Source organism: Arthrobacter sp. efr-133-R2A-63, assembly GCF_030209795.1.
Classification (GTDB): domain Bacteria; phylum Actinomycetota; class Actinomycetes; order Actinomycetales; family Micrococcaceae; genus Arthrobacter; species Arthrobacter bambusae_A.
In genome coordinates, this window is the sequence record NZ_JARVRG010000007.1 from 65,220 (window position 1) to 91,746 (window position 26,527).

26 protein-coding genes are annotated in these 26,527 nt (G+C 65.0%); 14 read left to right on the forward strand and 12 right to left on the reverse strand.

Annotation, left to right across the window (positions count from 1 at the left end; all coding sequences use genetic code 11):
- Nucleotides 1-31: 31 nt before the first annotated feature.
- Nucleotides 32-475: an SRPBCC domain-containing protein gene (locus QRN45_RS03925; RefSeq protein WP_078108838.1), complete on the forward strand. Its 444-nt coding sequence runs from the start codon at nt 32-34 to the stop codon at nt 473-475.
- A 9-nt stretch (nt 476-484) separates the two neighbouring features.
- On the opposite strand, the gene abc-f is transcribed toward QRN45_RS03925, so the two are convergent.
- Nucleotides 485-2,083: a ribosomal protection-like ABC-F family protein gene (gene abc-f / locus QRN45_RS03930; protein WP_241707753.1), complete on the reverse strand. Its 1,599-nt coding sequence runs from the start codon at nt 2,081-2,083 to the stop codon at nt 485-487.
- Between the two features lie 224 nt (nt 2,084-2,307).
- Between abc-f and QRN45_RS03935 the strand changes: the two genes are divergently transcribed.
- The 4 genes from QRN45_RS03935 (at nt 2,308) to QRN45_RS03950 (ending at nt 5,208) form a co-directional block, all read left to right on the forward strand.
- Nucleotides 2,308-3,069, forward strand: coding sequence for a hypothetical protein (locus tag QRN45_RS03935; RefSeq protein WP_284762481.1), 762 nt, complete (start codon nt 2,308-2,310; stop codon nt 3,067-3,069).
- Nucleotides 3,070-3,223: 154 nt separating this feature from the next.
- Nucleotides 3,224-3,838 carry a biotin transporter BioY gene (locus tag QRN45_RS03940; RefSeq protein WP_284762482.1) on the forward strand — a complete coding sequence of 205 codons (615 nt, stop codon included), beginning with the start codon at nt 3,224-3,226 and terminating at the stop codon, nt 3,836-3,838.
- A gap of 18 nt (nt 3,839-3,856) precedes the next feature.
- Nucleotides 3,857-4,588, forward strand: coding sequence for an energy-coupling factor ABC transporter ATP-binding protein (locus QRN45_RS03945; protein ID WP_284762483.1), 732 nt, complete (start codon nt 3,857-3,859; stop codon nt 4,586-4,588).
- Complete coding sequence (locus QRN45_RS03950) at nt 4,585-5,208, forward strand: energy-coupling factor transporter transmembrane component T family protein (protein ID WP_241707757.1); 624 nt, start codon at nt 4,585-4,587, stop codon at nt 5,206-5,208. The genes QRN45_RS03945 and QRN45_RS03950 overlap by 4 nt, the downstream gene beginning before the upstream one ends.
- Here QRN45_RS03950 and QRN45_RS03955 read toward each other — a convergent pair.
- The 8 genes from QRN45_RS03955 to QRN45_RS03990 all read right to left on the reverse strand — a co-directional run bounded on the left by QRN45_RS03955 (nt 5,205) and on the right by QRN45_RS03990 (nt 13,132).
- Nucleotides 5,205-6,374: a thiolase family protein gene (locus tag QRN45_RS03955; protein ID WP_350309751.1), complete on the reverse strand. Its 1,170-nt coding sequence runs from the start codon at nt 6,372-6,374 to the stop codon at nt 5,205-5,207. The two genes, QRN45_RS03950 and QRN45_RS03955, sit on opposite strands and share 4 nt — an antisense overlap.
- Before the next feature lie 40 nt (nt 6,375-6,414).
- On the reverse strand, nt 6,415-7,821 hold the full coding sequence (locus QRN45_RS03960) for a class I adenylate-forming enzyme family protein (RefSeq protein ID WP_284762485.1): 1,407 nt from the start codon (nt 7,819-7,821) through the stop codon (nt 6,415-6,417).
- 111 nt (nt 7,822-7,932) lie between these two features.
- On the reverse strand, nt 7,933-8,265 hold the full coding sequence (locus QRN45_RS03965) for a metal-sulfur cluster assembly factor (protein ID WP_059389266.1): 333 nt from the start codon (nt 8,263-8,265) through the stop codon (nt 7,933-7,935).
- A 14-nt stretch (nt 8,266-8,279) separates the two neighbouring features.
- On the reverse strand, nt 8,280-9,074 hold the full coding sequence (gene sufC / locus QRN45_RS03970) for a Fe-S cluster assembly ATPase SufC (protein ID WP_241707760.1): 795 nt from the start codon (nt 9,072-9,074) through the stop codon (nt 8,280-8,282).
- A 38-nt stretch (nt 9,075-9,112) separates the two neighbouring features.
- Nucleotides 9,113-9,469, reverse strand: a complete 357-nt coding sequence (locus QRN45_RS03975) for a non-heme iron oxygenase ferredoxin subunit (RefSeq protein WP_078108812.1) — start codon at nt 9,467-9,469, stop codon at nt 9,113-9,115.
- A gap of 26 nt (nt 9,470-9,495) precedes the next feature.
- Entirely contained in the window at nt 9,496-10,824 is a 1,329-nt protein-coding gene (gene sufD / locus QRN45_RS03980) for a Fe-S cluster assembly protein SufD (RefSeq protein WP_241707761.1), read from the reverse strand.
- Between the two features lie 2 nt (nt 10,825-10,826).
- Entirely contained in the window at nt 10,827-12,302 is a 1,476-nt protein-coding gene (gene sufB / locus QRN45_RS03985; protein WP_078108810.1) for a Fe-S cluster assembly protein SufB, read from the reverse strand.
- A gap of 11 nt (nt 12,303-12,313) precedes the next feature.
- The gene (locus QRN45_RS03990; protein WP_241707762.1) at nt 12,314-13,132 is read right to left on the reverse strand and encodes a helix-turn-helix transcriptional regulator; all 819 of its coding nucleotides are present in this window, start codon (nt 13,130-13,132) and stop codon (nt 12,314-12,316) included.
- Between the two features lie 101 nt (nt 13,133-13,233).
- On the opposite strand from QRN45_RS03990, the gene QRN45_RS03995 reads away from it, so the two are divergent.
- From QRN45_RS03995 to QRN45_RS04005, 3 genes are read left to right on the forward strand one after another with little or no spacing between them, the layout of a single operon-like run.
- Nucleotides 13,234-14,199: an ABC transporter ATP-binding protein gene (locus QRN45_RS03995; RefSeq protein ID WP_284762486.1), complete on the forward strand. Its 966-nt coding sequence runs from the start codon at nt 13,234-13,236 to the stop codon at nt 14,197-14,199.
- The gene (locus QRN45_RS04000; protein ID WP_284762487.1) at nt 14,196-14,972 is read left to right on the forward strand and encodes an ABC transporter permease; all 777 of its coding nucleotides are present in this window, start codon (nt 14,196-14,198) and stop codon (nt 14,970-14,972) included. The genes QRN45_RS03995 and QRN45_RS04000 overlap by 4 nt, the downstream gene beginning before the upstream one ends.
- A 59-nt stretch (nt 14,973-15,031) precedes the next feature.
- The gene (locus QRN45_RS04005; RefSeq protein WP_284762488.1) at nt 15,032-15,976 is read left to right on the forward strand and encodes a COX15/CtaA family protein; all 945 of its coding nucleotides are present in this window, start codon (nt 15,032-15,034) and stop codon (nt 15,974-15,976) included.
- Nucleotides 15,977-16,133: 157 nt separating this feature from the next.
- Here QRN45_RS04005 and QRN45_RS04010 read toward each other — a convergent pair whose 3' ends face one another.
- A complete protein-coding gene (locus QRN45_RS04010; protein ID WP_284762489.1) occupies nt 16,134-17,096 on the reverse strand; it encodes a heme o synthase in 963 nt (320 codons plus the stop codon).
- Between the two features lie 482 nt (nt 17,097-17,578).
- Here QRN45_RS04010 and tkt point away from each other — a divergent pair, with 482 nt between their 5' ends.
- The 6 genes from tkt to pgl are packed head-to-tail and all read left to right on the forward strand — an operon-like array spanning nt 17,579 to nt 25,836.
- Entirely contained in the window at nt 17,579-19,696 is a 2,118-nt protein-coding gene (gene tkt / locus QRN45_RS04015; protein WP_284762495.1) for a transketolase, read from the forward strand.
- 56 nt (nt 19,697-19,752) lie between these two features.
- Nucleotides 19,753-20,871, forward strand: a complete 1,119-nt coding sequence (gene tal / locus QRN45_RS04020) for a transaldolase (RefSeq protein ID WP_078108804.1) — start codon at nt 19,753-19,755, stop codon at nt 20,869-20,871.
- Nucleotides 20,872-20,876: 5 nt separating this feature from the next.
- Nucleotides 20,877-22,508, forward strand: a complete 1,632-nt coding sequence (locus tag QRN45_RS04025; protein WP_284762490.1) for a glucose-6-phosphate isomerase — start codon at nt 20,877-20,879, stop codon at nt 22,506-22,508.
- 15 nt (nt 22,509-22,523) lie between these two features.
- A complete protein-coding gene (gene zwf / locus QRN45_RS04030) occupies nt 22,524-24,089 on the forward strand; it encodes a glucose-6-phosphate dehydrogenase (protein ID WP_059389277.1) in 1,566 nt (521 codons plus the stop codon).
- On the forward strand, nt 24,086-25,009 hold the full coding sequence (locus QRN45_RS04035) for a glucose-6-phosphate dehydrogenase assembly protein OpcA (RefSeq protein ID WP_078108801.1): 924 nt from the start codon (nt 24,086-24,088) through the stop codon (nt 25,007-25,009). Before zwf ends, QRN45_RS04035 begins: the two co-directional genes overlap by 4 nt.
- An 8-nt stretch (nt 25,010-25,017) precedes the next feature.
- The gene (gene pgl, locus QRN45_RS04040; RefSeq protein WP_078108800.1) at nt 25,018-25,836 is read left to right on the forward strand and encodes a 6-phosphogluconolactonase; all 819 of its coding nucleotides are present in this window, start codon (nt 25,018-25,020) and stop codon (nt 25,834-25,836) included.
- On the opposite strand, the gene QRN45_RS04045 is transcribed toward pgl, so the two are convergent.
- Nucleotides 25,789-26,184 (reverse strand): RNA polymerase-binding protein RbpA, encoded by a 396-nt coding sequence (locus tag QRN45_RS04045; protein WP_078108799.1) that lies wholly within the window; start codon nt 26,182-26,184, stop codon nt 25,789-25,791. The genes pgl and QRN45_RS04045 overlap by 48 nt on opposite strands.
- Nucleotides 26,185-26,267: 83 nt before the next feature.
- Nucleotides 26,268-26,525 (reverse strand): preprotein translocase subunit SecG, encoded by a 258-nt coding sequence (secG, locus tag QRN45_RS04050; protein WP_074589634.1) that lies wholly within the window; start codon nt 26,523-26,525, stop codon nt 26,268-26,270.
- Nucleotides 26,526-26,527 lie beyond the last annotated feature (2 nt).

Genomic DNA, 26,527 nt, shown 5'->3' on the forward strand with positions numbered 1-26,527 from the left:
TCCGGCCCGCCCTGCGGCTAGGCTGGTGAGCATGGCTGAATACACCTACGTCACGTACATCGAAGGCACCCCGGACCAGATTTGGACGGCCCTGACGGATGCAGCCCAAAGCGCGGAGTACTGGGGCCATGCCAATGTCTCGGACTGGAAGGCAGGTTCACGCTGGGAGCACCAGCGCACGGATGGCTCGGGAACTGCCGACGTCGTGGGAACCATCCTCGAAGCGACGCCGCCGGCGCGCCTCGTGAACACGTGGGAGGATCCCTCGGTTCCGGAGGTGGTGAAGCCCGATGTGGTCACTTTCACCATCGAATCACATGACGGTATTGCCCGGCTCACCGTCCACCACAGGAACATTGCCGACGACGAACAGCTCGCCATTGCGAGCCGCGGCTGGTCGGCGGTCCTGTCCAATCTGAAAAGCTACATCGAACTAGGCCGCCCGCTTGCCTCCGTGCCGTGGGAAATGCCCTGACCCGCTCCCCTAAGCGAGGGTGATGAGGTCCAGGTAGTCTTCGTTCCAGTGGTCCTCGACACCGTCCGGAAGCAGGACGACGCGTTCCGGGTTCAGCGCCGCCACGGCGCCTTCATCGTGGCTGACGAGGACGACGGCGCCGGAATAGTTCCGCAGGGCACCGAGGATCTCGGCGCGGCTGGCGGGGTCGAGGTTGTTGGTGGGCTCGTCCAGGAGCAGCACGTTGGCGCTCGAGGCCACGATCGTGGCGAGGGCCAGTCGCGTCTTCTCACCGCCGGAAAGCACGCCCGCCGGCTTGTCGACGTCGTCGCCCGAGAACAGGAAGGAACCGAGGATCCCGCGGACCTCCGCGTCCTTCATGTCTGGAGCGGATGAACGCATGTTCTCCAGGACGGTGCGTTCGTGGTCCAGGGTTTCGTGTTCCTGGGCGTAGTAGCCCACTTTGAGCCCGTGGCCCGGGACGATGTCGCCGGTGTCGGGCTTGTCCACCCCGGCGAGCATCCGCAGGAGGGTGGTCTTGCCTGCACCGTTGAGGCCCAGGATGACCACCTTGGAGCCACGGTCGATTGCCAGGTCCACGTCGGTGAAGATTTCCAGGGAGCCGTAGGACTTGCTCAGGCCTTCTGCCGTGAGCGGAGTCTTGCCGCACGGAGCTGGATCCGGGAAACGCAAGGCTGCCACGCGGTCATTCTCGCGGACTGCTTCGAGGCCTCCGAGCAGCCGCTCGGCACGCTTCGCCATGTTTTGCGCCGCGACGGCCTTGGTGGCCTTGGCACGCATCTTGTTGGCCTGGTCCATGAGGACCTGGGCCTTCTTCTCGGCATTGGCGCGTTCGCGCTTGCGGGCGCGTTCATCGGTTTCGCGCTGTTGCAGGTAGCGCTTCCAACCCATGTTGTAGAAGTCGATCTGCGCCCGGTTGGCGTCCAGGTGGTAAACCTTGTTGACTGTCGCCTCGAGGAGCTCCACGTCGTGGCTGATCACAATCAGCCCGCCCTGGTGGCCCTTGAGGAAGTCGCGGAGCCAGGTGATGGAGTCTGCGTCAAGGTGGTTGGTGGGTTCGTCCAGGAGAAGGGTCTCAGCATCCGAGTAAAGGATCCGGGCCAGCTCGACGCGCCGGCGCTGGCCGCCGGACAGGGTCTTGAGCGGCTGGTTCAGGAGCCGCTCGGGAAGAGCCAGGTTGGAGGAAATAGCAGCAGCCTCGGCCTCGGCCGCGTAACCGCCTCCCGCAAGGAACTCGGCTTCGAGACGGTCGTAGCGGTTCATGGCTTTGCGCTGAACGGTGGCGTCCTCGCTGGACATGTCCGTTTGCGCCTGCTTCAGCTTTCCCACCACCACGTCGAGCCCGCGGGCGGAAAGGATGCGGTCGCGCGCCAGCTGCTCCATGTCCGGAGTCCTCGGATCCTGGGGCAAGTAGCCGATTTCACCGCTGCGGGCGACTTTGCCCGCCGCGGGCAGTCCCTCGCCGGCAAGGACGCGGGTGAGGGTCGTTTTGCCCGCACCGTTCCGTCCCACCAGACCGATTTTGTCCCCCTTGTCCACGCGGAAGCTCACCTGGTCCATGAGCAGGCGGGCGCCGGCGCGCAGTTCGAGTTCCTGGACGGTAATCAATTCGGGGGATGCCTTTCAATGGGGAACACCCGCAGCACCGGAGGTCACGGCGCAGCTGAAGTGGAAGGGCCGAACAAACGGCCTTTACGATTCTACCGCCCACAAGGTCCCACACTCGCCAGCGGCAAGGGCGGGCGCGGATGATCAGGAAATAGTAAGTACCCTTGCTACTATTTTCGGCGCGTGGTTAGGTGAAGGTAGGACAATTGCGAGGGAGGCTCTCGATGAGCAGTACAGCAGGATCCGATGGCAAGCACGTCCGGGCCGAGCGCGCCCAGGATGAAGTCCCATACGCCGCTGAAGCACGGAACGAGCGGGTAGGTAATGTGCGTGGAAGCGGCTCCGGTTACGTGGACGAAACGAGCAGCTATCCGGTAGTTCCCGCCGCTACCGACCCCGCCGCAGCCACCCGCGAGACCGTCATCGCCCGCGAAAAGAAGCAGTTCGGCGGAATCAAGATCGGCTCCGCCTTTTTCGGCTGGCTGACCGCCACCGGAATGGCAGTGCTTTTGGTCGCCCTCCTCGCAGCCGCGGGGATCGCCGTCGGACTCGCCAACAACGCGAACGCCAGTGATGCGGCAAACCTCGCGTCATCGCAGCCCGTGGGCATCGCGGGGATCATCGCGCTCCTGGTGATCCTGTTCCTCTCCTATTATTGCGGCGGCTACGTTGCCGGACGCATGGCCCGGTTCAACGGCGTCAGGCAAGGATTCATGGTCTGGTTTTGGGCGGTTATCGTCGCCGTGCTGGTGGCCTTGCTGGGCTTGTTCGCCGGACCGCGGTTCAATATCCTCGCCAGCGTGAACAGCTTCCCGAGGATTCCGGTGAATGAAGGACAGCTCAGCACCATCGGCATCGTCGCCGCCATCGTGGTGGCAGCGGTGACCCTCATCGCCGCGGCATTGGGAGGACTCGCCGGTATGCATTACCACCGCAAGGTGGACCGCGCGGGCTTCACCCCGGCTGCCGAGGATGTCGAAGCTTAGCCACGACTCCGCCCGCGAGCAGCGCCGCCTTTGTACCTAGGGCCCAAGGCCTTGCGGTGCTGCTCGTGGACACCCTACAAAATTCCGTGTCAGGCTGCTCTGTAGTGTCGGTTTCAGGGATTCACCCGCCCCCAAGGCAGAGACAGGACACACCATGAGCAGCACCGAAACCGCATCCACGCGACGAAGCTCCCCCCGCACCCGATGGACGTCCACGGACATCGGCCTCATCGCGGTATTCGCGGCCCTCGTGGCCGCCTCAACGCTGATTCCGGGTATTCCGGTCGGCGCACTCGGCGTGCCGATCACCCTGCAGACCCTCACCGTCATCCTGACCGGCCTCGTGCTCGGCGGCGGGCGCGCTTTTGCCGCCGTCGGCCTTTACACCCTGCTCGGTTTCGCGGGACTGCCGATCTTCAGCGGGGGTCGCAGCGGGCTCGGTATCCTGGCGACACCGTCGGCCGGATACATCATTGCGTTTCCGCTGGCGGCGGCCGCAACCGGCTGGTTGGCGGCCATCGTGATCCGCAAGACCGTCAAGTACCGCACCGTTTTCCTGTTTGCCGCGGCGATGGCCAGCACCATCGTCCTCATCCACGGCCTCGGAGTGCTTGGCTTCATGGTCAACGGCAAGTTCGACTTTGCCAAGGCGTTCCTGGCCGACCTGCCTTACTACCCCGGGGACATCATCAAGAACGTCCTGGCGGCGATCATTGCGGTCTCGCTACACAAGGCCTTCCCGGACATCCTGGTCCGCCGCGTCAAATAGAGCGGGCACAATCAGTAGATGAACACCATCATTCTCAGCGAAGTCTCTGTGCACGTAGCCGTTGATGGCAGTCCGGCGCCCAAGACTTTGCTGCGGGACGTCTCGTTGGAACTCACCGAGCAACGCATCGCGGTCATCGGGGCCAACGGCTCGGGAAAATCCACCTTGCTGCGCTTGCTCAACGGCCTGGTGGCTCCCAGCGAAGGCACCGTCAGCGTCAACGGCGCAGACAGCGTTCGGGACGTTCGCCAGGTCCGCAGCCAGGTGGGCTTCGTCTTCACCGATCCCTTGTCGCAGCTGGTCATGCCGACCGGCCGGGAAGACGTGGAACTCTCCCTGCGGCGCTCCATCAAGAACTCAACAGAGCGTGCTGACCGTGCGGAAGCCGTGCTGGAACGGTTCGGGATCCTGGACCTCGCCGACCAGAGTATTTATGAGCTCTCCGGCGGAGAACGCCAACTGCTCGCCCTCGCGGCCGTCCTCGCGGTGGACCCGGCCGTGCTGGTCCTCGATGAGCCTTCGACCCTGCTGGACTTGCGCAACCGGGAGCTGCTCAGGCGGACCCTTGCGGGCCTGGAGCAACAGATCATCATGTCCACCCACGATCTCGACCTTGCCCTCGAAGCGGATCGCGCCCTCGTGGTGGATTGCGGACGGATAGTGTTCGACGGCGGAGCAACCGCCGCCGTCGAACACTACCGCGCGCTGTGCGCGGCTGAATCCCCGCAGGGCAAGGTGGAGGCGACGTGAGGGGCCACGGGGTCCTGATCCCCAACTACGTGCGGGGCGACTCGATCGTGCACCGCACTCCCCTATGGCTCAAGTTCCTGCTGGTTGCCGGCTGCGGCCTCGCGTCGTTCCTCATTGTCGATTGGCTTGTCTCGGCAGTGGTCCTCGCAGTGATGTGCGGGCTCTTCCTGCTGAGCGGTGCGGGCTTCAAACGGCTCGGGCGCTCCGTGTGGCTCGTAACGCCCATCCTCCTTGCGATCGGCGCTTTCCAGTGGTGGCAACTGGGCGGCCCTGTCGCCGCGCGGATTGTGCTCAATGTGCTTGTCTGCGTCGTGGCGGCGTCGGTACTGACGGTCACGACTCCCGTGCAAGCATTGCTGGACGGAGTGGTGGCCCTGTCCAAGCCGTTCAAGCGTTTCGGAGCGGACCCTGAGCGCTTCGCGCTGACGATCGCGATCATGCTGCGCAGCCTTCCGTTCATCGCCGGCGCATTTTCCGATGTCCGCGACGCAGCCCGGGCGCGCGGCCTTGAACGCAATCCCCGTGCCCTGGTGCTGCCGGTATTCATCACGACGGTCGCCTATGCCCGGCAGACCGGCGATGCCCTGGCCGCGCGCGGCCTTGGCGACGCCGAAGATTAATCGCCCTGCAACTGCGCGTAGCGGAACATCGCCGCGGTGCCCATTCCGCCTGCGATGCTGATCATCGCCAGCGCCAGGCTTTGCCGGCCCGGTTGCGCTCCGGCCGTCCTGCGTGCCTGGGCCAGCAACCGCGTCACCAGGACAGCCCCGGACGCACCGTAAGCGTGTCCCAGGGCCAACGCTCCGCCGTCGAGGTTCGCCCGTGCCGGTTCCACTCCCAGCGCGCCAAGGCACGCGAGGGTCTGCGAAGCAAAAGCCTCGTTGAATTCCACGAGGTCCAGCTCCCCGGGTTCAAGACCAAGCTCCGCCAGCAAGCGCTTGGCCGCCACTGACGCCCCGATGCCCAGCAGTTCCGGGTCCACGCCCGCGGTGTCACAGCCCAGGACCAGCAGCCCGTCGGGGGCGCCCAGTTGACGTGCCCGCTCCAGTGAAGTGATCACGACGGCGGAGGCCGCGTCGGCGTCGAAGCACGAGTTTCCGGCCGTCACAGTGCCGTCCGGTACGAATGCCGGCGGGAAGCGGGCCATGAGTCCGGCCTTGAGTGAAGCCCGCGGTCCGTCATCCGCCTGCACCACGGCCTCCCCTGCTTGCACGGGGACAATTTCGGGGGCAAACGCGCCGGCGGCACCGGCAGCGACGGCGCGCTGGTGACTCCGCAAGGCGAACTCGTCTTGTTGTTCGCGGCTGACGCCACACTCCCGCGCTACGTTTTCAGCGGCCACCCCCATGTCCGGGTCCCCGAACCCGGGCGGCACGAACGTGGCGCGGGTGTAGAAGTCCGGCTCGCCGTCGGGGTCTTGGTTCCGCCTGGCACGCAAGGGAGCTGTACTGATGCTCTCCACTCCCCCGGCGAGGAAGACGCCATTACCGCCGGCGACCACGAGCCGGGACGCCAGCACGATGGCGTCGAGTCCAGAGCCGCACTGTCGGTCCACGGTCAGTCCGGGAACTTCCAGCGGCAGTCCCGCGTGCAAGGCGGCATACCGGGCCAGGTTTCCGCCGCCACCCACGGCATTGCCGATCACGACGTCGTTCACGTCTGAGCCGGCAATACCCGTTGCCGTCAGCAGTGAGCGCAGGACCGGGGAGAGGAGTTCTTCGGCGCGCAGCGCCTTCAGTTGTCCGTTGGCCCGGCAGATGGGTGTACGCAGGGCAGCGATGATCACGGGTTGGCGCGAAGGGTCCGGCCCTGTGACCGGATCACGGCTAGGCAAGGGGCTTCGCCCGCGGATCGTTGTTCTCAATCCAGTCGAGCAACATCCGGCGGCTGACCTTCCCGCGGTCCGTCACGGGCAATTCCGACAGCGCGAAATACCGCTGGGGCCGCTTGTCCCGGGCGAGCAGGCCGTCCAGGCCTGTCTTGACCTGTGTTGCCGTCACCGAACCGTACGCTGGAACGATTCCGGCCACGACTTTCTGGCCACGGACTTCATCAAGCATTCCGGCCGCGACGGCGGCCGAGACTCCCGGGACCGATGCCAAGGCAAGTTCCACCTCGTGGGGATAGACGTTCCTCCCGGAGGTGATGATCATGTCGGACCGGCGGCCGAGGATATGCAGGACACCGGAGTCCACATAGCCTTGGTCCCCCACCGTGTACCAACCGTCAAGGCAGCGCAGCGCCTGGCCGTCGTCGCCCCACAAATACCCGTTGCTGACCATGCCGGAGCGGACGCAGATGTTCCCGTCGGTCCCGTCGGGCAGCTCCGCGCCGCCGTCGTCCATGATTCTGAGTTCGACGCCGGGAAACGGTCCACCGATTCCGGTGCCACCGGCGTCGAGCGGCTCCCCGGCAGCAAGCCGCGTTCCGGAAACGAAGCTGAGCTCTGACGCACCGTAGTACTCGAAGATTGCCGCGTTCGGCGCCCACCGCCTCGCCGCCTCGAGGGTGCGGGCGTCCAGCTTTGAGCCCGCGCAGATAATGCTGCGCACGCCGGATGCGTCCACTCCTCCAGCCAGGCCGCGTTCGCTCAGGAGGCGCAGCATCGTAGGCACGAGGACCAGTCGGGTGACGCCGTCGTAGCTGATGGCCGCATGGGCATCGCCGACGTCGAAGGTCTCCAAGGTGTGGAAAGGCGCCCCGGCATAAAGGCATTCCGACAGGGCGTACAGGTTCAAGCTCGCGGACAGCGGCCCGGGCGCGAGCGTCCTGTCCTCGGGGGTCAGCCCGAAGAACTCGATGGAGGCGTCAAACGAGACCTGCCATGATCGCCGTGAACGGGTGAAGGCTTTGGGAACGGACGTGGTTCCGGACGTCAGGCCGATCAGGAACGTGGAGTCCGGACCGCCGTCTGACAGCTCGTCGCCTGTGGCGGTCGGGCCGGTGGCGGGCCCGGCTTGTCCGATCCTCTCGGTGACCTCATCGATCATGGCGGGCGGCCACAACGGGTCCAGCACGGCGCAGCAACGCTCGCCGGCGACCGCGGCCGTGTAGGACACCACGAAGTCCAGCGAATTCGCTTCGGCGAGTACCGCCGTCGCGGGCGTCCCGCCCAGGCGCAAGGCTGCGGCGTCCCGAAGGTCAGCCCAGCTGAGCCGCTTGCCGCCGACGACGACGGCGGTGTCGTCGGGGCGCTCACCGGCCCAGAGCTGAAGTTTGTCCAGGAAAGGCATCATCGAATTTTAGCCCCTGCCGCGGGTCCGCGCCGTTCTATGACGCTGTGCGGGTACGACGACGGCCGGTCACCTTTCGCGGAAGGTGACCGGCCGTCGTCGAGGGTTTTCCTAGATGTTGAAGCCGAGGGCCCGCATCTGGTCCTTGCCGTCGTCCGTGATCCGCTCGGGACCCCATGGCGGCATCCATACCCAGTTGAGGCGCCAGTCGTCGACGATGCCGTCGAGGGACTGGCCGACCTGCTCTTCAAGGACATCGGTCAGCGGGCAGGCCGCCGTCGTCAACGTCATGTCGATGAGCAGAGCGCCGTCCTCCTCCGAGTACTTCAGACCGTAGAGCAGCCCAAGGTCCACCACGTTGACTCCGAGTTCCGGGTCAATGACATCCTTGAGCGCCTCCTCGACGTCCTCGAGGCTGGTGCGAGCCGCGTTGATTTCGGTCATGGCGGGAGTCCTAACTAGGCCTGTGCTGCTGCGGCAGCAGCAATGGTGGCTGCGCCGGCGCCGGTGGCGTAACGGTCGTAGCCTTCTTCTTCGAGGCGGTCGGCCAATTCAGGGCCGCCCTCTTCGACAACCTGGCCATCGACAAACACGTGGACGAAGTCCGGCTTGATGTAGCGCAGGATGCGGGTGTAGTGGGTGATGAGCAAAGTACCCATGTTGCCCGTGGCGTGGGCGCGGTTGACGCCCTCGGAGACGACCTTGAGCGCGTCGACGTCCAGACCGGAGTCGGTCTCGTCAAGCACGGCGAACTTCGGCTTGAAGAGCTCGAGCTGGAGGATCTCCACGCGCTTCTTCTCGCCTCCGGAGAAGCCCTCGTTGACGTTGCGCTGTGCGAAGTCGGCGTCGATGCGCAGCTGCTGCATGGCCGCCTTGACGTCCTTGGTCCAGGTGCGGAGGGCAGGAGCTTCGCCGTCGATTGCGGTCTTGGCCGTGCGCAGGAAGTTGGTCATGGTGACGCCCGGAACCTCTACGGGGTACTGCATGGCCAGGAAGACGCCGGCACGGGCGCGCTGGTCAACGCTCATGGCCAGCACGTCTTCGCCGTCGAGCGTGATGGTGCCGCTCGTGACGTTGTAGCGCGGGTGGCCGGCGATGGTGGAAGCCAAGGTGGACTTGCCCGAACCGTTGGGGCCCATGATCGCGTGGGTCTCACCGGTCTTGATGGTCAGGCTGACGCCCTTCAGGATCTCCTTGGTGCCCTGCTCCGTCTCGATGCTGACGTGCAGGTCCTTGATCTCAAGAGTAGACATGCTCTTCTTTCTTTCGTAAGTCTTTAGGCACTTGGCGCTCAGTAGTTCTGTACTGACGCGCCGTTCACAACGTTGGTCACGTCCACGTAGACGTCGTCACCGTCGAGGGTGACGGCGAAGACCGGGACGGGGTCATAGGCAGGGAGCTGCAAGGGCTGTCCGGTGCGGAGATCGAACTGGGAGCCATGGCCCCAGCATTCGATCGCGCAGCCTTCGATTTCACCCTCGGCGAGCGAAATGTCCGCATGCGAGCAGGTGTCGCCGATGGCGTGGATCTGTCCCATCGAATCCTTGACGATGGCTACGGGGTAGTCATCGATCAGGATGCGCAGCGCCTGCTTGACCTGGATCTCGTTGGCGTTGCATACCAGTTCGCCTTGTGGCTGATCGCTCATAGTCTGTTTTCCCTGCTCGGCTTGTATTAGTTGTCGCTCGCGGCGAGCTCGCGCTCAACAGCTTCGGTGAGGCGCTCTTCGAGTGCCGGTACCTTGATCTGCTGGATGATCTCGTTGAGGAAGCCACGGACCACCAAGCGGCGGGCAACGTCTTCGGGGATGCCGCGTGCCATGAGGTAGAACAAGTGCTCGTCATCGAAGCGGCCGGTGGCGCTGGCGTGGCCGGCACCTTCGATCAGGCCGGTTTCGATCTCAAGGTTCGGAACCGAGTCGGCGCGTGCGCCATCCGTGAGGACCAGGTTGCGGTTGGCCTCGTAGGTATCCGTGCCTTCTGCTTCCTTGCGGATCAGGACGTCGCCAACCCACACGGTGTGTGCGTTGCGGCCTTGCAGGGCGCCCTTGTACAGGACGTTGGACTTGCAGTTGGCCACGGCGTGGTCAACGAACAGGCGCTGCTCGAGGTGCTGGCCCGCGTCGGCGAAGTACAAGCCGAACATCTCGGCTTCCGCGCCCGGCCCGGTGAAGCGCGTGGACGGAGTCATGCGTACGACGTCGCCGCCGAGGCTCACCACGATGTGCTTGAACTTGGCGTCACGGCCCAGCTTTGCTTGCTGCGAAGAGGCGTGAACGGCGTCGTCGTTCCATTCCTGGAGCGAGATGACCGTCAGGTCCGCGCCGTCTTCGACAAGGATTTCGACGTTCTCAGAAACGATCGCGCTGCCCTGGTGGTCCAGGACGATCCGGGACTTCGAGAAGCGGCCTGCCACGATCACGATGTGCTGGGCGGAAGCTTCAGTGGAGGTGCCGGTCAGCAGGACGGACACTTCGCCGTCGAGCTGGAGCTCGGCGGGCACCGTGATGACGGTGGCCTCGGCGAAGTTCTCCCAGGCATTGGCGGACACGCGGTCCTCCGGAATGGCCGCGGAGCCGATGCGGACGTCGTCCCGCCCCACGGTCTCGACGACGACGCCCTCAGGGGCGGTCACGGCGACGGACGGTGCCGAACCGGAGAGGACCTCGTTGTGAAGGCCGCGAAGCCGCTTGAGCGGGGTGAAACGCCAGTCTTCTTCCAACCCGGTGAGGGGCTTGAAGTCAGCCAGCTTGTACGAGGTCAGCCGACCTGCGCGCGAGCTGTCCGGAATTCCAACGCCGCCGCCGTGGGAGTGGCTCTTGGCCGAGGCACCTGCAAGCGGCCCCGCCGAAGGTGCCTGCTCCGACGTCTTTTCAGAGGTGGAAGACGTGTTCGTACCGGTGTTGACCGGTGAGAGGTTCTCGCCCTCTTCGGTGAATCCGTCGATAAACGGCTTGGCCGATGGCGCGCCGATGCGGGCCTTTTCAGTAGTGATTTCAGTCATTGCTAACCGACGGATCCTTCCATCTGCAGTTCAATCAGGCGGTTGAGTTCAAGGGCGTATTCCATTGGCAACTCACGGGCAATCGGCTCAATGAAGCCTCGCACGATCATGGCCATGGCCTCGTCCTCGGGCATACCGCGAGACATCAGATAGAAGAGCTGCTCCTCACTGACTCGGGAAACGGTGGCCTCGTGGCCCATCACCACGTCATCCTCGCGGATGTCGATGTAGGGATAGGTGTCGGAACGGGAAATGGTGTCTACCAACAAGGCGTCGCAACGCACGGTGTTGGCGGAGTGCTTGGCACCTTCGCGGACCTGGACCAGGCCTCGGTAGGCTGCACGACCGCCGCCGCGGGCCACGGACTTGGAAATGATGGAGCTCTTGGTGTTCGGTGCGATGTGGACCATCTTCGAGCCGGTGTCCTGGTGCTGGCCTTCGCCCGCGAAGGCGATGGACAGGGTCTCACCCTTGGCGTGCTCGCCGACGAGGTAGACGGCCGGGTACTTCATGGTCACCTTGGAGCCGATGTTGCCATCGATCCATTCCATGGTGGCGCCCTCTTCGCAGATGGCGCGCTTGGTGACCAGGTTGTACACGTTGGTGGACCAGTTCTGGATGGTCGTGTAACGGACGCGGGCGCCCTTCTTCACGATGATTTCCACCACAGCGGAGTGCAGGGAGTCCGACGTGTAGATCGGAGCGGTGCAGCCTTCGATGTAGTGGACGTAGGAGTCCTCGTCCGCGATGATCAGGGTGCGCTCGAACTGGCCCATGTTCTCGGTGTTGATGCGGAAGTAGGCCTGCAGCGGGATGTCCACGTGGACGCCCTTGGGGACGTACACGAAGGAACCGCCGGACCACACGGCCGTGTTCAGCGACGCGAACTTGTTGTCGCCCACCGGAATGATGGTGCCGAAGTACTCCTGGAAGATCTCCGGGTGCTCGCGGAGCGCGGTGTCCGTGTCCAGGAAGATAACGCCCTGCTTTTCCAGGTCCTCGCGGATCTGGTGGTACACAACCTCGGACTCGTACTGCGCGGCCACGCCGGACACGAGGCGGCTGCGCTCGGCTTCCGGGATGCCCAGCTTCTCGTAGGTGTTGCGGATGTCCTCGGGGAGGTCTTCCCACGTGGCAGCCTGCTTCTCGGTGGAGCGCACGAAGTACTTGATGTTGTCGAAGTCGATGCCCGAGAGGTCTGCACCCCAGGTAGGCATGGGCTTGCGGTCGAAGTACTTCAAGCCCTTCAGGCGCAGGTCCAGCATCCATTCCGGCTCGTTCTTCTTGGCCGAAATGTCGCGGACTACCTCTTCGTTGAGACCACGGCGCGCGTTGGCGCCGACGTCGTTCTTGTCAGCCCATCCGTACTCGTAGGTGCCAATACCGTGCAGCTCGGGATTCTTCTCCAGAATCTCCGAGATCACAGCACCGTCAGCTAGCGCTTTCTCTGCTGTTCCTTCAGCTAATTGACCCGTCATCACGGCCTTTCTTACTGATTGTTGGATTCGACATGGGGCGCGGCCGGCAGCTTCGGAAACCCGAGGGCCTCCTTGGCGGCAGGCCTGCCGGTAGGAATGTGGGTGGTGCAGACGTGTCCGCCCTGCGCGAGGGTGGAAAGCCTGCGGACATCGACGCCGACCAAACGGGAAAACAGTTCGGTCTCAGTGTCGCAAAAAACAGGAAATTCCGCGGCGAGCTGCTGGATGGGGCAATGGCCCTGGCAGAGCTGCACGCTTGAAAGGGATGCGGGCAGGGGCGCCTTGGTCTCGATCGACGCTGCCGATGCGACATACCCGTCCCGGCTCAGCGCCTTGGACAGCGCCACAGCCCGGGCGGCGATGTCGGAACCCGCGCGGTCGACTTCGGGTGCGTAGCGCGCCTCCATCTCGGCAAAGCGCTCGACCGCATAGTCCCTGACGGCTTCTTCGCCTGCGAGGTCCCTCAGCCGCCGCAAGGCGGAACTCGCGATGTTCAGGTAGTCATCGCCGAGCTTCGATTGCCCCTGGGAGCTGAGGACATAGCGGCGGGCCGGCCGGCCCGCGCCGGCACCCGCCTTCGCGACGCGCTTTACCTCTATGACACCTGCACGCTGGAGATGATCCAGATGCCGGCGGACAGCGGCAGGGGTGAACCCGAGCATGTCGCCGAGTTCAGCCGCACTGACGGGGCCATGCTCCAACACCGCGTTGAGAACGCGGTTCCGGGTGCGGTCTTCTGCATCAGCGACGCCAACGGCAGTGCCGCCGGGCACGGGTATGACTGCGCTATGCCCTGCGGGCACGGAAACAGAACTCCTCATGGAATACACAACACAATCATGTCGTAATTTAGTCCGCGCATCCAGTAAGGCAAGGCTGGCCTGCGGCGGCTTGCCCTCCGCAGGCCTACTACTTCACGTAGAATACGTTGGTGCGATCCCCCGAATCCCCTGTCCTCACCATTGACGGACTCATCAAGGACGTTGGCCCGCTGGCTTCCCTTGAAGGCAAAATGCTGCGGGTAGTCAGCGGCCTCTCAATGTTCGCAGAACGCGGCCAGATCACCGCCTTGCTGGGTGCCAACGGCGCCGGCAAGACGACAACGCTCGAATGTGCCCAAGGCCTCCAGAAACGTACGGGCGGCCGCATCGGACTCCTCGGCGAAGATCCCGACACCGCCGGCGCAGACCTCCGTTCACGCGTCGGCGTCATGCTGCAGGACGGCGGCCTCCCGCCGTCGGCACGTCCCATCCCCCTGCTTCGGCACATTGCGGGCATGTATCGGAATCCGCTTCCGCTGGACGGACTCGTCGAGCGCTTGGGCATCGATACCTTCAGCCGCACCGGCGTCCGCCGCTTGTCCGGCGGCCAAAAGCAGCGGCTCTCGCTTGCGGCTGCCCTGATCGGCAATCCCGAAGTCCTGTTCCTGGACGAGCCCAGCGCTGGACTCGATCCCCAGTCCCGCCAAATCGTCTTCGAGCTCATCGCCGAACTGCGGGATGCCGGCATGGGTATCATCCTGACCACGCACCTCATGGACGATGCGCAAAGGCTTGCGGACTATGTTTACATCATCGACGCCGGCCACAACGTCGCAGAGGGCACCGTCGCCGACTTGTTGAGCCACGGCCATGAGGCCATGGACGGGGTGACTGAACGCACACTGTTCTTCGACGCCCCGGCCGGCCTCGACATTGCCGCGGCCATCGGCCACGAACTGACCGTCACCGAAAGCCGGGCAGGCAGCTACGCAATTGCGGGCACCTTGACGCCGCAGCATCTGGCGAAGCTGACGGCCTGGTGGGCAGAGAAGGGCATCATGCCGGCGTCCCTCCGCTTGGAGGCGCGCAGCCTGGAAGACGTTTTCCTGGACATTTCCGGAAGGGATATCCGATGACCAGTGCAATCCCCGTTCGCAGCACACCCCACGCCGGACCGGCGACCTTGATGCGCAGGATCCTCCTGCAGGGCCGCTACGAGACCCTGACCATGATCAGGAACGGCGAGCAGCTGATCCTCGCGGTGATCATGCCCTTGCTGGCCCTGGTGGGACTCACCGTGACGCCACTGCTCGACGGCTTGGGCGCCAGCAGGGTGGACATCGCGACGCCGGGTGTCCTCGCCCTGTGTGCCATGTCCACGGCATTCACGGGCCAGGGCATCGCCACCGGCTTCGACCGCCGCTACGGCGTGCTCCGCTTCCTCTCTACCACTCCCCTGGGCCGGACCGGACTCATTGCCGGCAAGATCATCGCCGTCTTGGCAGTCCTGATCCTCCAGGTCCTGGTGATCGGCGCCGTCGCCGCGTTGCTGGGCTGGCATCCACGGCCCGAAGGTTGGCTTCCGGGCCTCGGCCTCTTGGTTCTCGGCGCTGCCGCCTTCACTGCGCTCGGGCTCCTGGTCGCCGGCACCGTCCGGCCTGAGGCAACCCTCGCCATCACGAACCTGCTCTGGATCCTGCTGGGCGCCCTCGGCGGAATCGTGGTTCCTGCCGAGCGTCTGCCGGACCTGGCGCAGAGCATTGTGCATTTCCTGCCTTCAGGAGCCTTGGGGCAGTCCCTCAGGGATGCTTTCCTCCATGGCAGCGTCTCCCTTCCGTATGTTCTTGTGCTGCTGCTGTGGACCGTCGTTCCTGGCATGGCCGCCGTCCGCTGGTTCAAATGGAATTGAGTGTCCCGCAGTGGAACCGAACCGTCAGCATGAATTGAGTACCGAGAATTGAGAAAACTGTGAGCACGGCTTCCCGCCTCCCGAAGTCCATCCAGCAGTTGGCCGACAAGCTGCCCACGGAAGTCAACAGCACGATCCGCAGGCTGGCGATGTTGTCCCTGATCGGCCAGGTGGTCCTGGTGGTCACCGGGGGCGCGGTCCGGCTGACATCTTCAGGGCTCGGCTGCCCCACATGGCCTCGTTGCACCAGCGGATCCTTGGTGAATACGCCGGAGATGGGCATCCACGGCTTCATTGAATTCGGCAACCGGATGCTGACGTTCGCATTGGCCGCCGTCGCGGTCCTGATGCTTGTGTATTTGTGGAACCTCCGCAAGGAACGCCGCGACTTGTTCCTGCTGGCCGTGGGCCTGCTGGCCAGCATTCCGGCACAGGCCATCATCGGCGGCATCACCGTGCTGTCCAACCTGAACCCTTGGGTTGTCGGACTGCACTTCCTGGTTTCCATGGCCCTGGTTGTCTTTTCCACCCTGCTGGTCAACCGCGCCTATGGCCGGACCGGGCGGTTCATGAAGCGGCCGTTGGAAGCGATTCCAGGCGCCATGAGCCCAGTCATGACCGCCGTCGCGTTCTTCTCGGCGGTTGCGGTGTGCTTGGGCGTCATCGTGACCGGTGCCGGACCGCACGCCGGGGACGCGAACGCGCCGCGGAACGACCTCGACTGGGACCTCGTCTCGCACACCCACGCGGTGCCGGCGTACCTCATCACGGCGGGTGCCGTCTTCGCTGTCTACTTCGTCCTGCGCAAGGGAATCACCGGCCTGTTCCGCACAGCTGCGCTGCTGCTGCTCGCCGTGACGGTCCTGCAGGCGGTCATCGGCTTCACCCAGTACTACAACGGCATTCCCGCCCTCCTCGTGGGAGCCCACATGCTGGGTGCCGCCCTGCTCATGGGTGCCGCAACGAACGCGGCGGATGTGGCACGGTTCAGCCCGAAGCTCTAGCACCTGGCGGCTGATGGCCTCTGGGCAAGCCAAAGGAAAGACCCTCGCTCACGTCATGCGACGTGAGCGAGGGTCTTTCGTTTTACCGCTATAGGTGAGCGGGCGTTTGGGAAAACGGCCCTGAAGGTGGGCGGGCGTCCTGCGGGGACGGCGAACGTCAGCCGCCGATGATCGGGGAACCGATGAACGGGTCCACCGCGAGGGCGATGAAGAGAAGCGTCAGGTAGCTGATGGAACCGTGGAAGACCTTCATGGCTCCCTTGTTGGAGACGTCGCCGCCTTGTGCCCGGTTGTAGAGGGCATGGGATTCATACAGGAACCAGGCGCCCGCGAGGACGGCGGCGATGGTGTAGACCCAGCCCGCGCGGCCAACCGGCACCAAAAGCAGCGAGCACACCACCATGGCCCAGGCGTACAGGACCACCTGGACGGAAACCACCTTGGCGCCGGCGATGGCGCCCAGCATGGGGACGTTGGCGTTGCGGTAGTCCTCGCCGTAACGCATGGACAACGGCCAGTAGTGCGGAGGCGTCCACAGGAAGATCACCATGAAGAGCACGACGGCGGGCCACTCGACGGTGTTGGTCACCGCGGCCCAGGCGATCAGCACCGGGAAGCAGCCGGCCGCGCCGCCCCACACGATGTTCTGTGCCGTGCGGCGCTTGAGGATCATCGTGTAGATGACAACGTAGAAAACAATCGCACCGAGGCCCAGCCAAGCGGACAGCGGGTTGGCCCCGAACCACAGGATGGCGATGGACGCGGCCCCAAGGATCCACGCGAAGACGAGAGCTTCGCGTGGGGTGACTTCCCCGGTCACAAGGGGACGCTTTTCGGTCCGGTGCATCAACTTGTCGATATCGCGGTCGATGTAGCAGTTGAAGACCCCTCCGCTGCCGGCGGCGAAGGCGCCGCCCACCAACGTAGCCAGAATCAAACCGATGGACGGGAAGCCCCGTTGGGCGAAGATCATCGTGGGCAAGGTGCTGACCAGCAGCAACTCGATCACGCGGGGTTTGGTCAGTGCCAGATACGCCTTGAACTTACGGGACATTCCGCCCTTCCCCACAGCCGGGGAAGCGTTGAGGGGCGTATCTGTTGTGCTCACGTTGGCAGTCACTCTGTTCTTTGCTCTGGTGTTCTCGCAGCGGCGGCGCCTGTTCATCCTGGCACCTCGGAATCCGGGGCACGGGGTGAAGCGTGCATTCGATCCATGCATGCAATCGATGGCGCACGCGCCGCTGGTGGCCTCCAGATATCATACCGTGGCCTGTCCGACGCCACGGCACCGGCGAACCTTCCGTTGTTTCCGAAAGTTCACCGGCGCTTTGCCGTCGAGGTGATTCATAAAACGGAATATGCGTCCATTTTTTGGGATTCCCACCATTTGGGGCCGCGAACCGGGCTAAGCTGTCTGCAGATCAGCTCACGCAGGTTTCCGAGAAAGCGTATTCTCAGATTTGCATGTCTGGATGATAGATCAACGTTTCAATGGTGAACGGCTGGTAGACACTTCGCAGCGGGCGCCATCCTGTGCCCGAGGCTTGCCATGTGCCGCCACCAGCCGTCAGCACAGAGAGGGGCTCGGTTTACGTGCCACATTTGGAAGAGCAAGAACTGACTTGGACAAGCCTGGACCAGCGCGCAGTGGACACCGTCCGCGTTTTGGCCGCTGACGCCGTCGAGAAGGTCGGCAACGGTCACCCCGGCACGGCCATGAGCCTTGCGCCGGCCGCCTACCTGCTGTTCCAGAAGCTGATGCGCCACGACCCGAAGCACCCGGACTGGATCGGCCGTGACCGGTTCATCCTGTCCCCCGGCCACACATCGCTGACCCTGTACATCCAGTTGTTCCTTTCCGGCTACGGCCTGGAGCTCAAGGACCTCGAGGCCCTGCGCACATGGGGATCGCTGACCCCGGGCCACCCGGAATACAAGCACACCGCCGGCGTCGAGATCACCACCGGCCCGCTGGGCCAGGGCCTGGCTTCCTCGGTGGGCTTCGCGTACTCGCAGCGCCGCCAACGCGGCCTGTTCGACGCCGATGCTCCCGCCGGGCAGAGCCCGTTCGACCACACCATCTGGGTCATTGCCTCCGACGGCGACCTCCAGGAAGGCGTCACCTCGGAAGCTTCTTCCCTGGCCGGGCACCAGGAACTGGGGAACCTCGTGGTGATCTACGACGAGAACCACATCTCCATCGAAGACGACACCGACGTGGCCTTCACCGAAGACGTCCTCAAGCGCTACGAGGCCTACGGCTGGCACACCCAGCGCGTGGACTGGACCAAGACCGGCGAATACGTCGAAGACGTCCATGAACTCTACGGCGCGCTGCTCGCCGCCAAGGCCGAGACGTCCAAGCCGTCCATCATCTCGCTGCGCACCATCATCGGCTACCCGGCGCCCAAGAAGCAGAACACGGGCAAGATCCACGGTTCCGCCCTTGGCGCAGAGGAAGTCGCAGCCCTGAAGGAAGTCCTGGGCTTCGACCCCGAGCGATCCTTCCAGGTTGACGAGGACGTCCTGGCGCACGCCCGCGCCGTCGTCGAACGCGGCGCAGCAGAGCGCAGCGAATGGCAGGCATCCTTCGAAGCATGGCAGACCGCCAACCCCGAGGGCGCTGCGCTGCTCGAGCGCATCGAGGCCAAGAAGCTTCCGGTCGAGCTCGACTCCGCGCTTCCGGTGTTCGAAGCAGGCAAGGAAGTCTCCACCCGCGCCGCGTCCGGCAAGGTCCTGAACGCGATCGGCCCGGTCCTTCCGGAACTGTGGGGCGGCTCCGCCGACCTCGCCGAGTCCAACAACACCACCATCGAGGGTTCACCGTCGTTCATCCCGGCCTCGCGCTCCACCGGCGCGTGGAAGGGCAACCCGTACGGCCGGGTCCTGCACTTCGGTATCCGCGAGCACGCCGCGGCGTCGATCGTGAACGGCATCTCGCTGCACGGCCGCACCCGGGCGTTCTCCGGTACGTTCCTGATCTTCAGCGACTACCAGCGTCCCGCGATCCGCCTCGGCGCGCTCATGGGTGTTCCGTCGCTGTACGTCTGGACCCATGACTCGATCGGCCTGGGCGAAGACGGCCCCACCCACCAGCCGGTGGAACAACTGTCCACCCTGCGCGCCATCCCGGGCCTGGATGTTGTCCGTCCCGGCGACGCCAACGAGGTCGCGGCAGCATGGAAGACCATGCTCGAGAACCACGAGAACCCGGCAGGCATCGTGCTGACCCGCCAGAACATCCCGACCTACGCACGCGGCGAGGGCGTTGCCGAGGGTGACACCTTCGGCTCCACCGCCGGCGTCGCAAAGGGCGGCTACGTCCTGGCAGAAGCTTCGAAGGACGGCGCCACGGTCCCGGCCGAGGTCATCCTGATCGGCACCGGTTCCGAGGTCCAGCTCGCAGTGAACGCCCGCGAAGCGCTCCAGGCCGAAGGCATCGCCACCCGCGTCGTCTCCATGCCGTGCGTCGAGTGGTTCAACAAGCAGGACTCCGCGTACCGCGAATCCGTGCTCCCCGCCGCCGTCAAGGCCCGCGTCTCGGTCGAAGCCGGCCTGGCCCTGGGCTGGAAGGAATTCGTCGGCGACGCCGGACGATCCATCAGCCTCGAGCACTTCGGCGCCTCCGCGGACTACAAGCGCCTCTTCAAGGAGTTCGGCATCACGGCAGAAGCAGTCGCCGCTGCTGCCAAGGACTCCCTCGCGGGTCTCAGCAGCTGAAACGCGTCCGAGACGAATCCGACAGCAACGAACAGATTTCCAAGGAGATTAAAGAAATGACTACGACTCCCACCCAGCAGCTTTCCGACGCCGGTGTGTCCATCTGGCTTGACGACCTTTCCCGGGAACGCCTTTCCAGCGGCACCTTGCAGAAGCTCATCGACGAGAAGAACGTGGTTGGTGTCACCACCAACCCGTCCATCTTCCACGCTGCCATCACCGCCGGCAGCGACTACGACGCCGTGATCGCCGAAAAGGCCGCCAAGGGCGCGTCCGTCGAAGAGACCGTCTTCGAGATCACCACCACCGACGTCGCGGATGCCTGCGACCTCTTCGCCCCGGTCGCGGCAGCGACCAAGGGTGTGGACGGCCGCGTCTCCATCGAGGTGGATCCCCGCCTGGCGTGGGACACCGAAGGCACCATCGCCGAGGCCAAGCACCTGTACAAGAAGGTCAACAAGGACAACGTCCACATCAAGATCCCGGCAACCCTTGAAGGCCTCGCCGCCATCACGGCAACCCTCGCCGAGGGCATCAGCGTCAACGTGACCCTGATCTTCTCCTTGGAGCGCTACCGCGCCGTCATCAACGCTTTCCAGTCCGGCCTGGAGCTGGCCAAGGAAAACGGCCACGACCTCTCCACGATCCACTCCGTGGCGTCCTTCTTCGTCTCCCGCGTGGACACCGAGATCGACAAGCGCCTGAATGCCCTGGGCACCGATGAAGCCAGGGCCCTCAAGGGCAAGGCAGGCGTCGCCAACGCCCGCCTCGCGTACCAGGTCTACGAAGAGCTGTTCTCCACCGAGCGCTGGGCAGTCCTGGCCGAGGCCGGCGCACTGCCCCAGCGCCCGCTGTGGGCCTCCACCGGCGTCAAGGACCCGGCCTACCCGGACACCCTGTACGTGACCGAACTGGTCGCCGCGGGCGTCGTCAACACCATGCCGGAAAAGACCCTCGACGCCACGTTCGACCACGGCGTCGTCACGGGTGACACCGTCTCCGGCACGTATGAGGAGGCAAACCGCGTCCTCAACGACCTGGAGGGGCTGGGCATTTCCTACAACGACGTCGTCGCAATCCTCGAATCCGAGGGCCTGGACAAGTTCGTCGCCAGCTGGAAGGAACTTCTGGCCGACGTCGAAGGCGCCCTCGCCTCTGCACGGAAGGCTTCCTAACCCACATGAGCACTCTCAGCTACGACGCCAGCGGTGCTGCGCAGCAGGCCATCGAGCAGCACATCCCGGCACTTGTCGAAGACCGGATTGCCACCAGGATTTTCGCCAAGGACCACACTTTGTGGGGTCCGGACGCCGAATCCGAGTCCGCCATCCGTCTCGGATGGGTGGAAGCGGCAACCGTTTCCCAGCCCTTGGTCGAAGGAATCCTGGAACTCCGGGATGCCCTCCGGGCCGAAGGCGTCTCCCGCATTGTCCTGTGTGGCATGGGCGGCTCTTCGCTTGCCCCCGAGGTCATTGCCGGCACCGCTGGCGTCGAGCTGACCGTGCTGGACAGCACAGACCCCGAACAAGTCGGTGCTGCCCTCGCGGACCGCCTCGCCGAGACCGCCATCGTGGTCTCCTCCAAGTCAGGCTCCACCGTGGAGACCGACTCGCAGCGACGGGTATTCGAGCGGGCCTTCACCGAGGCCGGCATCGATGCCAAGAGCCGCATCGTCATCGTGACCGATCCCGGCTCCCCGCTGGACAAGGCGTCCCGCGAAGCCGGCTACCGTGCCGTCTTCAACGCCGACCCGAACGTTGGCGGCCGCTTTTCGGCGCTGACCGCTTTTGGATTGGTCCCGAGCGGCCTCGCCGGCGTCGACATCCAGGCGTTCCTGGATGAGGCCGAGGAAGCAGCGGAAATCCTCAACGAGGACTCCCCCGAAAACATCGGGCTCCGGCTCGGTGCCGCACTGGGCGGAACCACCCCGCTGCGCAACAAGATCGTGATCGTCGAGGACGGTTCCGGAATCGTTGGATTTGCGGACTGGGCCGAACAACTCATCGCCGAGTCCACCGGCAAGCTCGGCACGGGGGTTCTGCCCGTTGTTGCAGGTCCTTCCGCTCCCGAGGTCAGCAGCGGCGCGGACGACGTCCTGGTGATCCGGCTCGTCGGTGCGGAATCCGACGTCGAACTCGGCGAAAACGAGGCAGCCATCGCAGGCGGCCTGGCCACCCAGATGTTCGTCTGGGAATTCGCCACCTCGGTCGCAGGGCGCCTGCTGGGCATCAACCCGTTTGACCAGCCCGACGTCGAGGCAGCCAAGATCGCCGCACGCGGCCTGTTGGACGCGCGTCCCGAGCCGACGCCGGCGAGCTTCGTCGACGGCGCGATCGAGGTCCGCGGCGGTGCGTGGCTCGGCGACGCTGCAACGGCCGCCGACGCCGTCAAGGCGCTCCTCGGCGAACTCGGCACGGACGGCTACCTGAGCGTCCAGGCATATTTCGACCGGATCGCCTTCACGCAGCTCGAAGGCATCCGCGATGAGCTCGCCGGAGTCAGCGGCCGGCCGGTGACTTTCGGCTGGGGCCCGCGCTTCCTTCACTCCACCGGACAATTCCACAAGGGCGGACCGGCCATCGGTTCGTTCCTGCAGGTGACGGCCGCCGCAACCGGGGACATCGCCATCCCTGAACGGCCGTTCACTTTCGGTCAGCTGATTGCGGCCCAGGCCGCCGGCGATGCCCAGGTTCTTGAGGACCACGGCCGTCCGGTCCTGCGGCTGCACCTCACCGACCGCGGAGCCGGTGTCGCCCAGCTCCAGGACATCGTCGCCGCATTGGCCGGCCAGGCCAGCGCGCTCGAAAGCTAAGGCACAAACCCAAACATGCCAGAAACTGAAATCGGTTACCGGTCCACCGGAAAGGCAAGCCACCGCAATCCCCTCCGGGATCCGCGGGACCGGCGCCTGAACCGCATCGCAGGGCCTTCGTCATTGGTGTTCTTCGGAGTCACCGGTGACCTCGCCCGCAAGAAACTCATGCCAGCGGTCTATGACCTCGCCAACCGCGGGCTGTTGCCGCCGAGCTTCGCGCTCGTCGGCTTCGGCCGGCGGGACTGGAGCAACGAGGACTTCGCGAACGAGGTCAAGGAGAACGTCAAGGCGCACTCCCGGACCCCGTTCGACGACGCCGTCTGGAACCAGCTCTCCGAGGGCATCCGCTTCGTCCAGGGAGAGTTCGACGACGACCAGGCGTTCAAGCGCCTCAGCGCCACCCTGGACGAACTGGACGAAACCCGCGGCACCCGCGGAAATCATGGTTTCTACCTGTCCATTCCGCCCAAGGCCTTCGAGCAGGTCTGCCAACAGCTCTCCAAGCACGGGCTGGCGCAGGCCGGCGACGGGCAGTGGCGCCGGGTAGTGATCGAGAAGCCCTTCGGGCACGACCTGGAGTCCGCGCGCAAGCTCAACGACATCGTGGAGTCCGTCTTCCCGCCGGACGCGGTCTTCCGCATCGACCATTACCTGGGCAAGGAAACGGTCCAGAACATCCTAGCCCTGCGCTTCGCCAACCAGCTGTTCGAACCGCTCTGGAACGCCAACTATGTCGACCACGTCCAGATCACCATGGCCGAGGACATCGGCACCGGCGGCCGGGCGGGCTATTACGACGGCGTCGGCGCGGCCCGCGACGTCATCCAGAACCACCTCCTGCAGTTGCTGGCCCTGACGGCCATGGAGGAGCCCATCTCCTTCAATGCCGACGACCTGCGTGCCGAGAAGGAAAAGGTCCTCGCAGCCGTCAGGCTCCCTGAGGACCTGTCCACCCATTCTGCCCGCGGCCAGTTCACCGGCGGCTGGCAGGGCGGGGAGCTCGTGCAGGGCTACCTCGAGGAAGACGGCATTCCGGCCGATTCCAAGACGGAAACCTACGCGGCCATCCGCCTGGACATCAACACCCGGCGCTGGGCCGGTGCGCCGTTCTACCTGCGGGCCGGCAAACGCCTGGGCCGCCGCGTCACGGAAATCGCCGTAGTCTTTAAGCGGGCACCCAACCTGCTCTTCCGCGGCCACGGCGAGGACGACTTCGGCCAGAACGCCGTAGTCATCCGGGTCCAGCCCGACGAGGGGGCCACCATCCGCTTCGGGTCCAAGGTTCCCGGCACGCAGATGGAAGTCCGCGACGTCACCATGGACTTCGGCTACGGACACTCGTTCACCGAGTCCAGCCCCGAAGCCTACGAACGCCTCATCCTGGACGTGCTGCTGGGCGAGCCCCCGCTCTTCCCGCGGCACCAGGAAGTCGAGGAGTCCTGGAAGATCCTGGACCCCTTCGAGGAATACTGGGCCGGACTCGACGAACAGCCCGAACCCTACGCTCCCGGCAGCTGGGGCCCGGCCTCGGCCGACGAACTGCTTGCCCGCGACGGACGAACCTGGAGAAGGCCATGATCGTAGATCTTCCCGACACCACCACCTCCAAGATCTCCAAGAAGATCACCTCCCTGCGCGAGCAGGGAGGGGTGATCGCCCTTGGACGCGTCCTGACCCTCGTGGTCGTCACGAAGTCCGGCCTCGAGGAAGAAGCCATCGAGGCAGCCAACGAGGCCAGCCGCGAACACCCCTGCCGGATCATCGTCCTCGCGGACGCAGGCAGCGAAGCGCCCAACCGCCTCGACGCCCAGATCCGGGTGGGCGGCGACGCCGGAGCCTCCGAGGTCATCGTGCTGCGCGGCTACGGTGAGCTCGCCAAGGAAAGCGAGTCCCTCGTCGCCGCACTGCTCCTCCCGGACGCGCCGATCGTGGCCTGGTGGCCGCACGGCGCACCCGAGAACGCCTGCGAGACATCGATCGGACGCATCGCGCACCGCCGCATCACGGACTCCGCCAACGAAGCCGACCCCGCGGCGGCCTTGGCCCGGATCCGTAAAACGTACCGGGCAGGCGACACCGACCTCGCCTGGACACGCCTGACCAACTGGCGCCTCCAGCTCGCGGCAGCCCTGGACCAGGTGGACGAATCCCCCGTCACGGCCATCGCCGTCGAGGGCGCTTCGGACTCGCCCAGCACCCTGCTGCTGGCCGCCTGGCTCACCCTGTTCCTCGACGCTCCGGTCCAGATCGTCGCCGACCCGGCGGGAACAGGCATCCGCAGGGTGCGGCTCAGCCGCGCCACGGGCGACGTCCAGCTGGTCCGTCCGGGCCTCACCGTGGCGGAACTGACCCAGCCGGGCCAGCCCGCCCAGCGGATCTCACTGCCCCGCCGAAGCCTCCGGGATTGCCTCGCCGAAGAATTGCGTCGCCTTGATCCGGACGATGTCTTCGGAGAAGTGATTACTATGGGACTGCCCCGAACCAATAGCAAGGAGTGACCGTCCCAGTGAGCGCCGACCCCAGAGTAAGCATCCATCCCGACTCCGCCGTCCTGATGGCCGCGATCGCAGCGCGGCTCATCACCAAGCTGGTGGACATCCAGGACAAGCACGGGGAAGCCACTGTGGTCCTCACCGGCGGTACCGTGGGCATCGGCACCCTGAAAGCGGTTGCCGACTCGCCAGCAGCGCCGGCTGTTGACTGGTCCCGGGTGAACTTCTGGTGGGGTGACGAGCGCTTCGTTGGCAAGGACAGCACGGACCGCAACACCGTTCAGGCGCGTGAGGCGTTGCTTGCCAGCTTGCCGGTTGACCCGGCCCGAGTGCACGAACCGGGTTCAACGGACGAGTTCGACACGGCGGACGAGGCCGCAGCGGACTACGCGGCCCGGCTCAAGGCCGCAGCTGCCGCCGAGCACGCCGCCGACGCTTCGGACAACCGTCCGGAGGAGGCCGGTGAGTTGCCGCGTTTCGACGTCCTGCTCCTCGGCGTGGGTCCGGATGCGCACATTGCGTCACTCTTCCCCGAGCAAGCGGGTATCCGCGTGAAGGACCGTACGGTAGTGGGGGTCGAGAACTCCCCCAAGCCGCCGCCGTCGAGGATTTCGCTGACGTTGCCCGCGATCAATTCCGCCGAGGAAATCTGGATGGTCGTGGCAGGCGAGGACAAGGCCGGGGCTGTCGGACTGGCCCTCGCAGGGGCCAACCCGGTCCAGGTTCCCGCCTCCGGTCCTAGCGGCCGGTCGAGGACCCTATGGCTCATCGATGAAAACGCGGCCTCACGTGTCCCCCAGCAGCTCATCCGCAAGGATCCCGCGGGCGCGTAGCCGCTTGAGCGCTCCGGCCAGGACAATCTCCGCGTCTTGGCTGGAGCGTCTTTCTTTAACGTAGTCCAGGTGGCTCTTGAAGACTTCCTCGTCCGCACGTTCCATGGTGGCCTCGCCCTGTTCGCGCACGGCAATCAGGCCACATTTAGGGCAGTCCCACCGAATCGGGATTTGATCTTCCGGGAGCTTAACGAAAACAAGCCGCGTTTCATGTCCCTTGGCGCACCAATAGGGAACACGAATACGCGGCAGGCTTTCGCCAACAACAGAGTCGGGCTGGTTTCTCGGGGCCGATCCGGCTGTTACGCCGGCCCGTGTGCCCCGGAATCCGGAAGTACCATGAACCATCGTCGATCCCCTTGAGAGTTCGGCTGCATGGCGGTGAAGGCCATGCAGCCTAGTCTAATCGGAGGATCCCGACACGGGCAGTGCTAGGAGTCTCCGCCTGAAGTGAAACGCATGATGAGGCCAAGCCCAATGATGACGACGCCCCAAGTGCAGCCCAAAACGATGGTGAAGCGGTTGAGGTTTCGCTCTGCGACACCTGAAGAACTCAATCCTGAGCTCATGCCACCGCCAAACATATCGGACAACCCGCCGCCCCGCCCCTTGTGGAGGAGGATGAGCAGCGTCAGCAGAAGACTGGTGATGCCCAGCAGGATCTGCAGAATAACTTGAAGAACGTCCACGA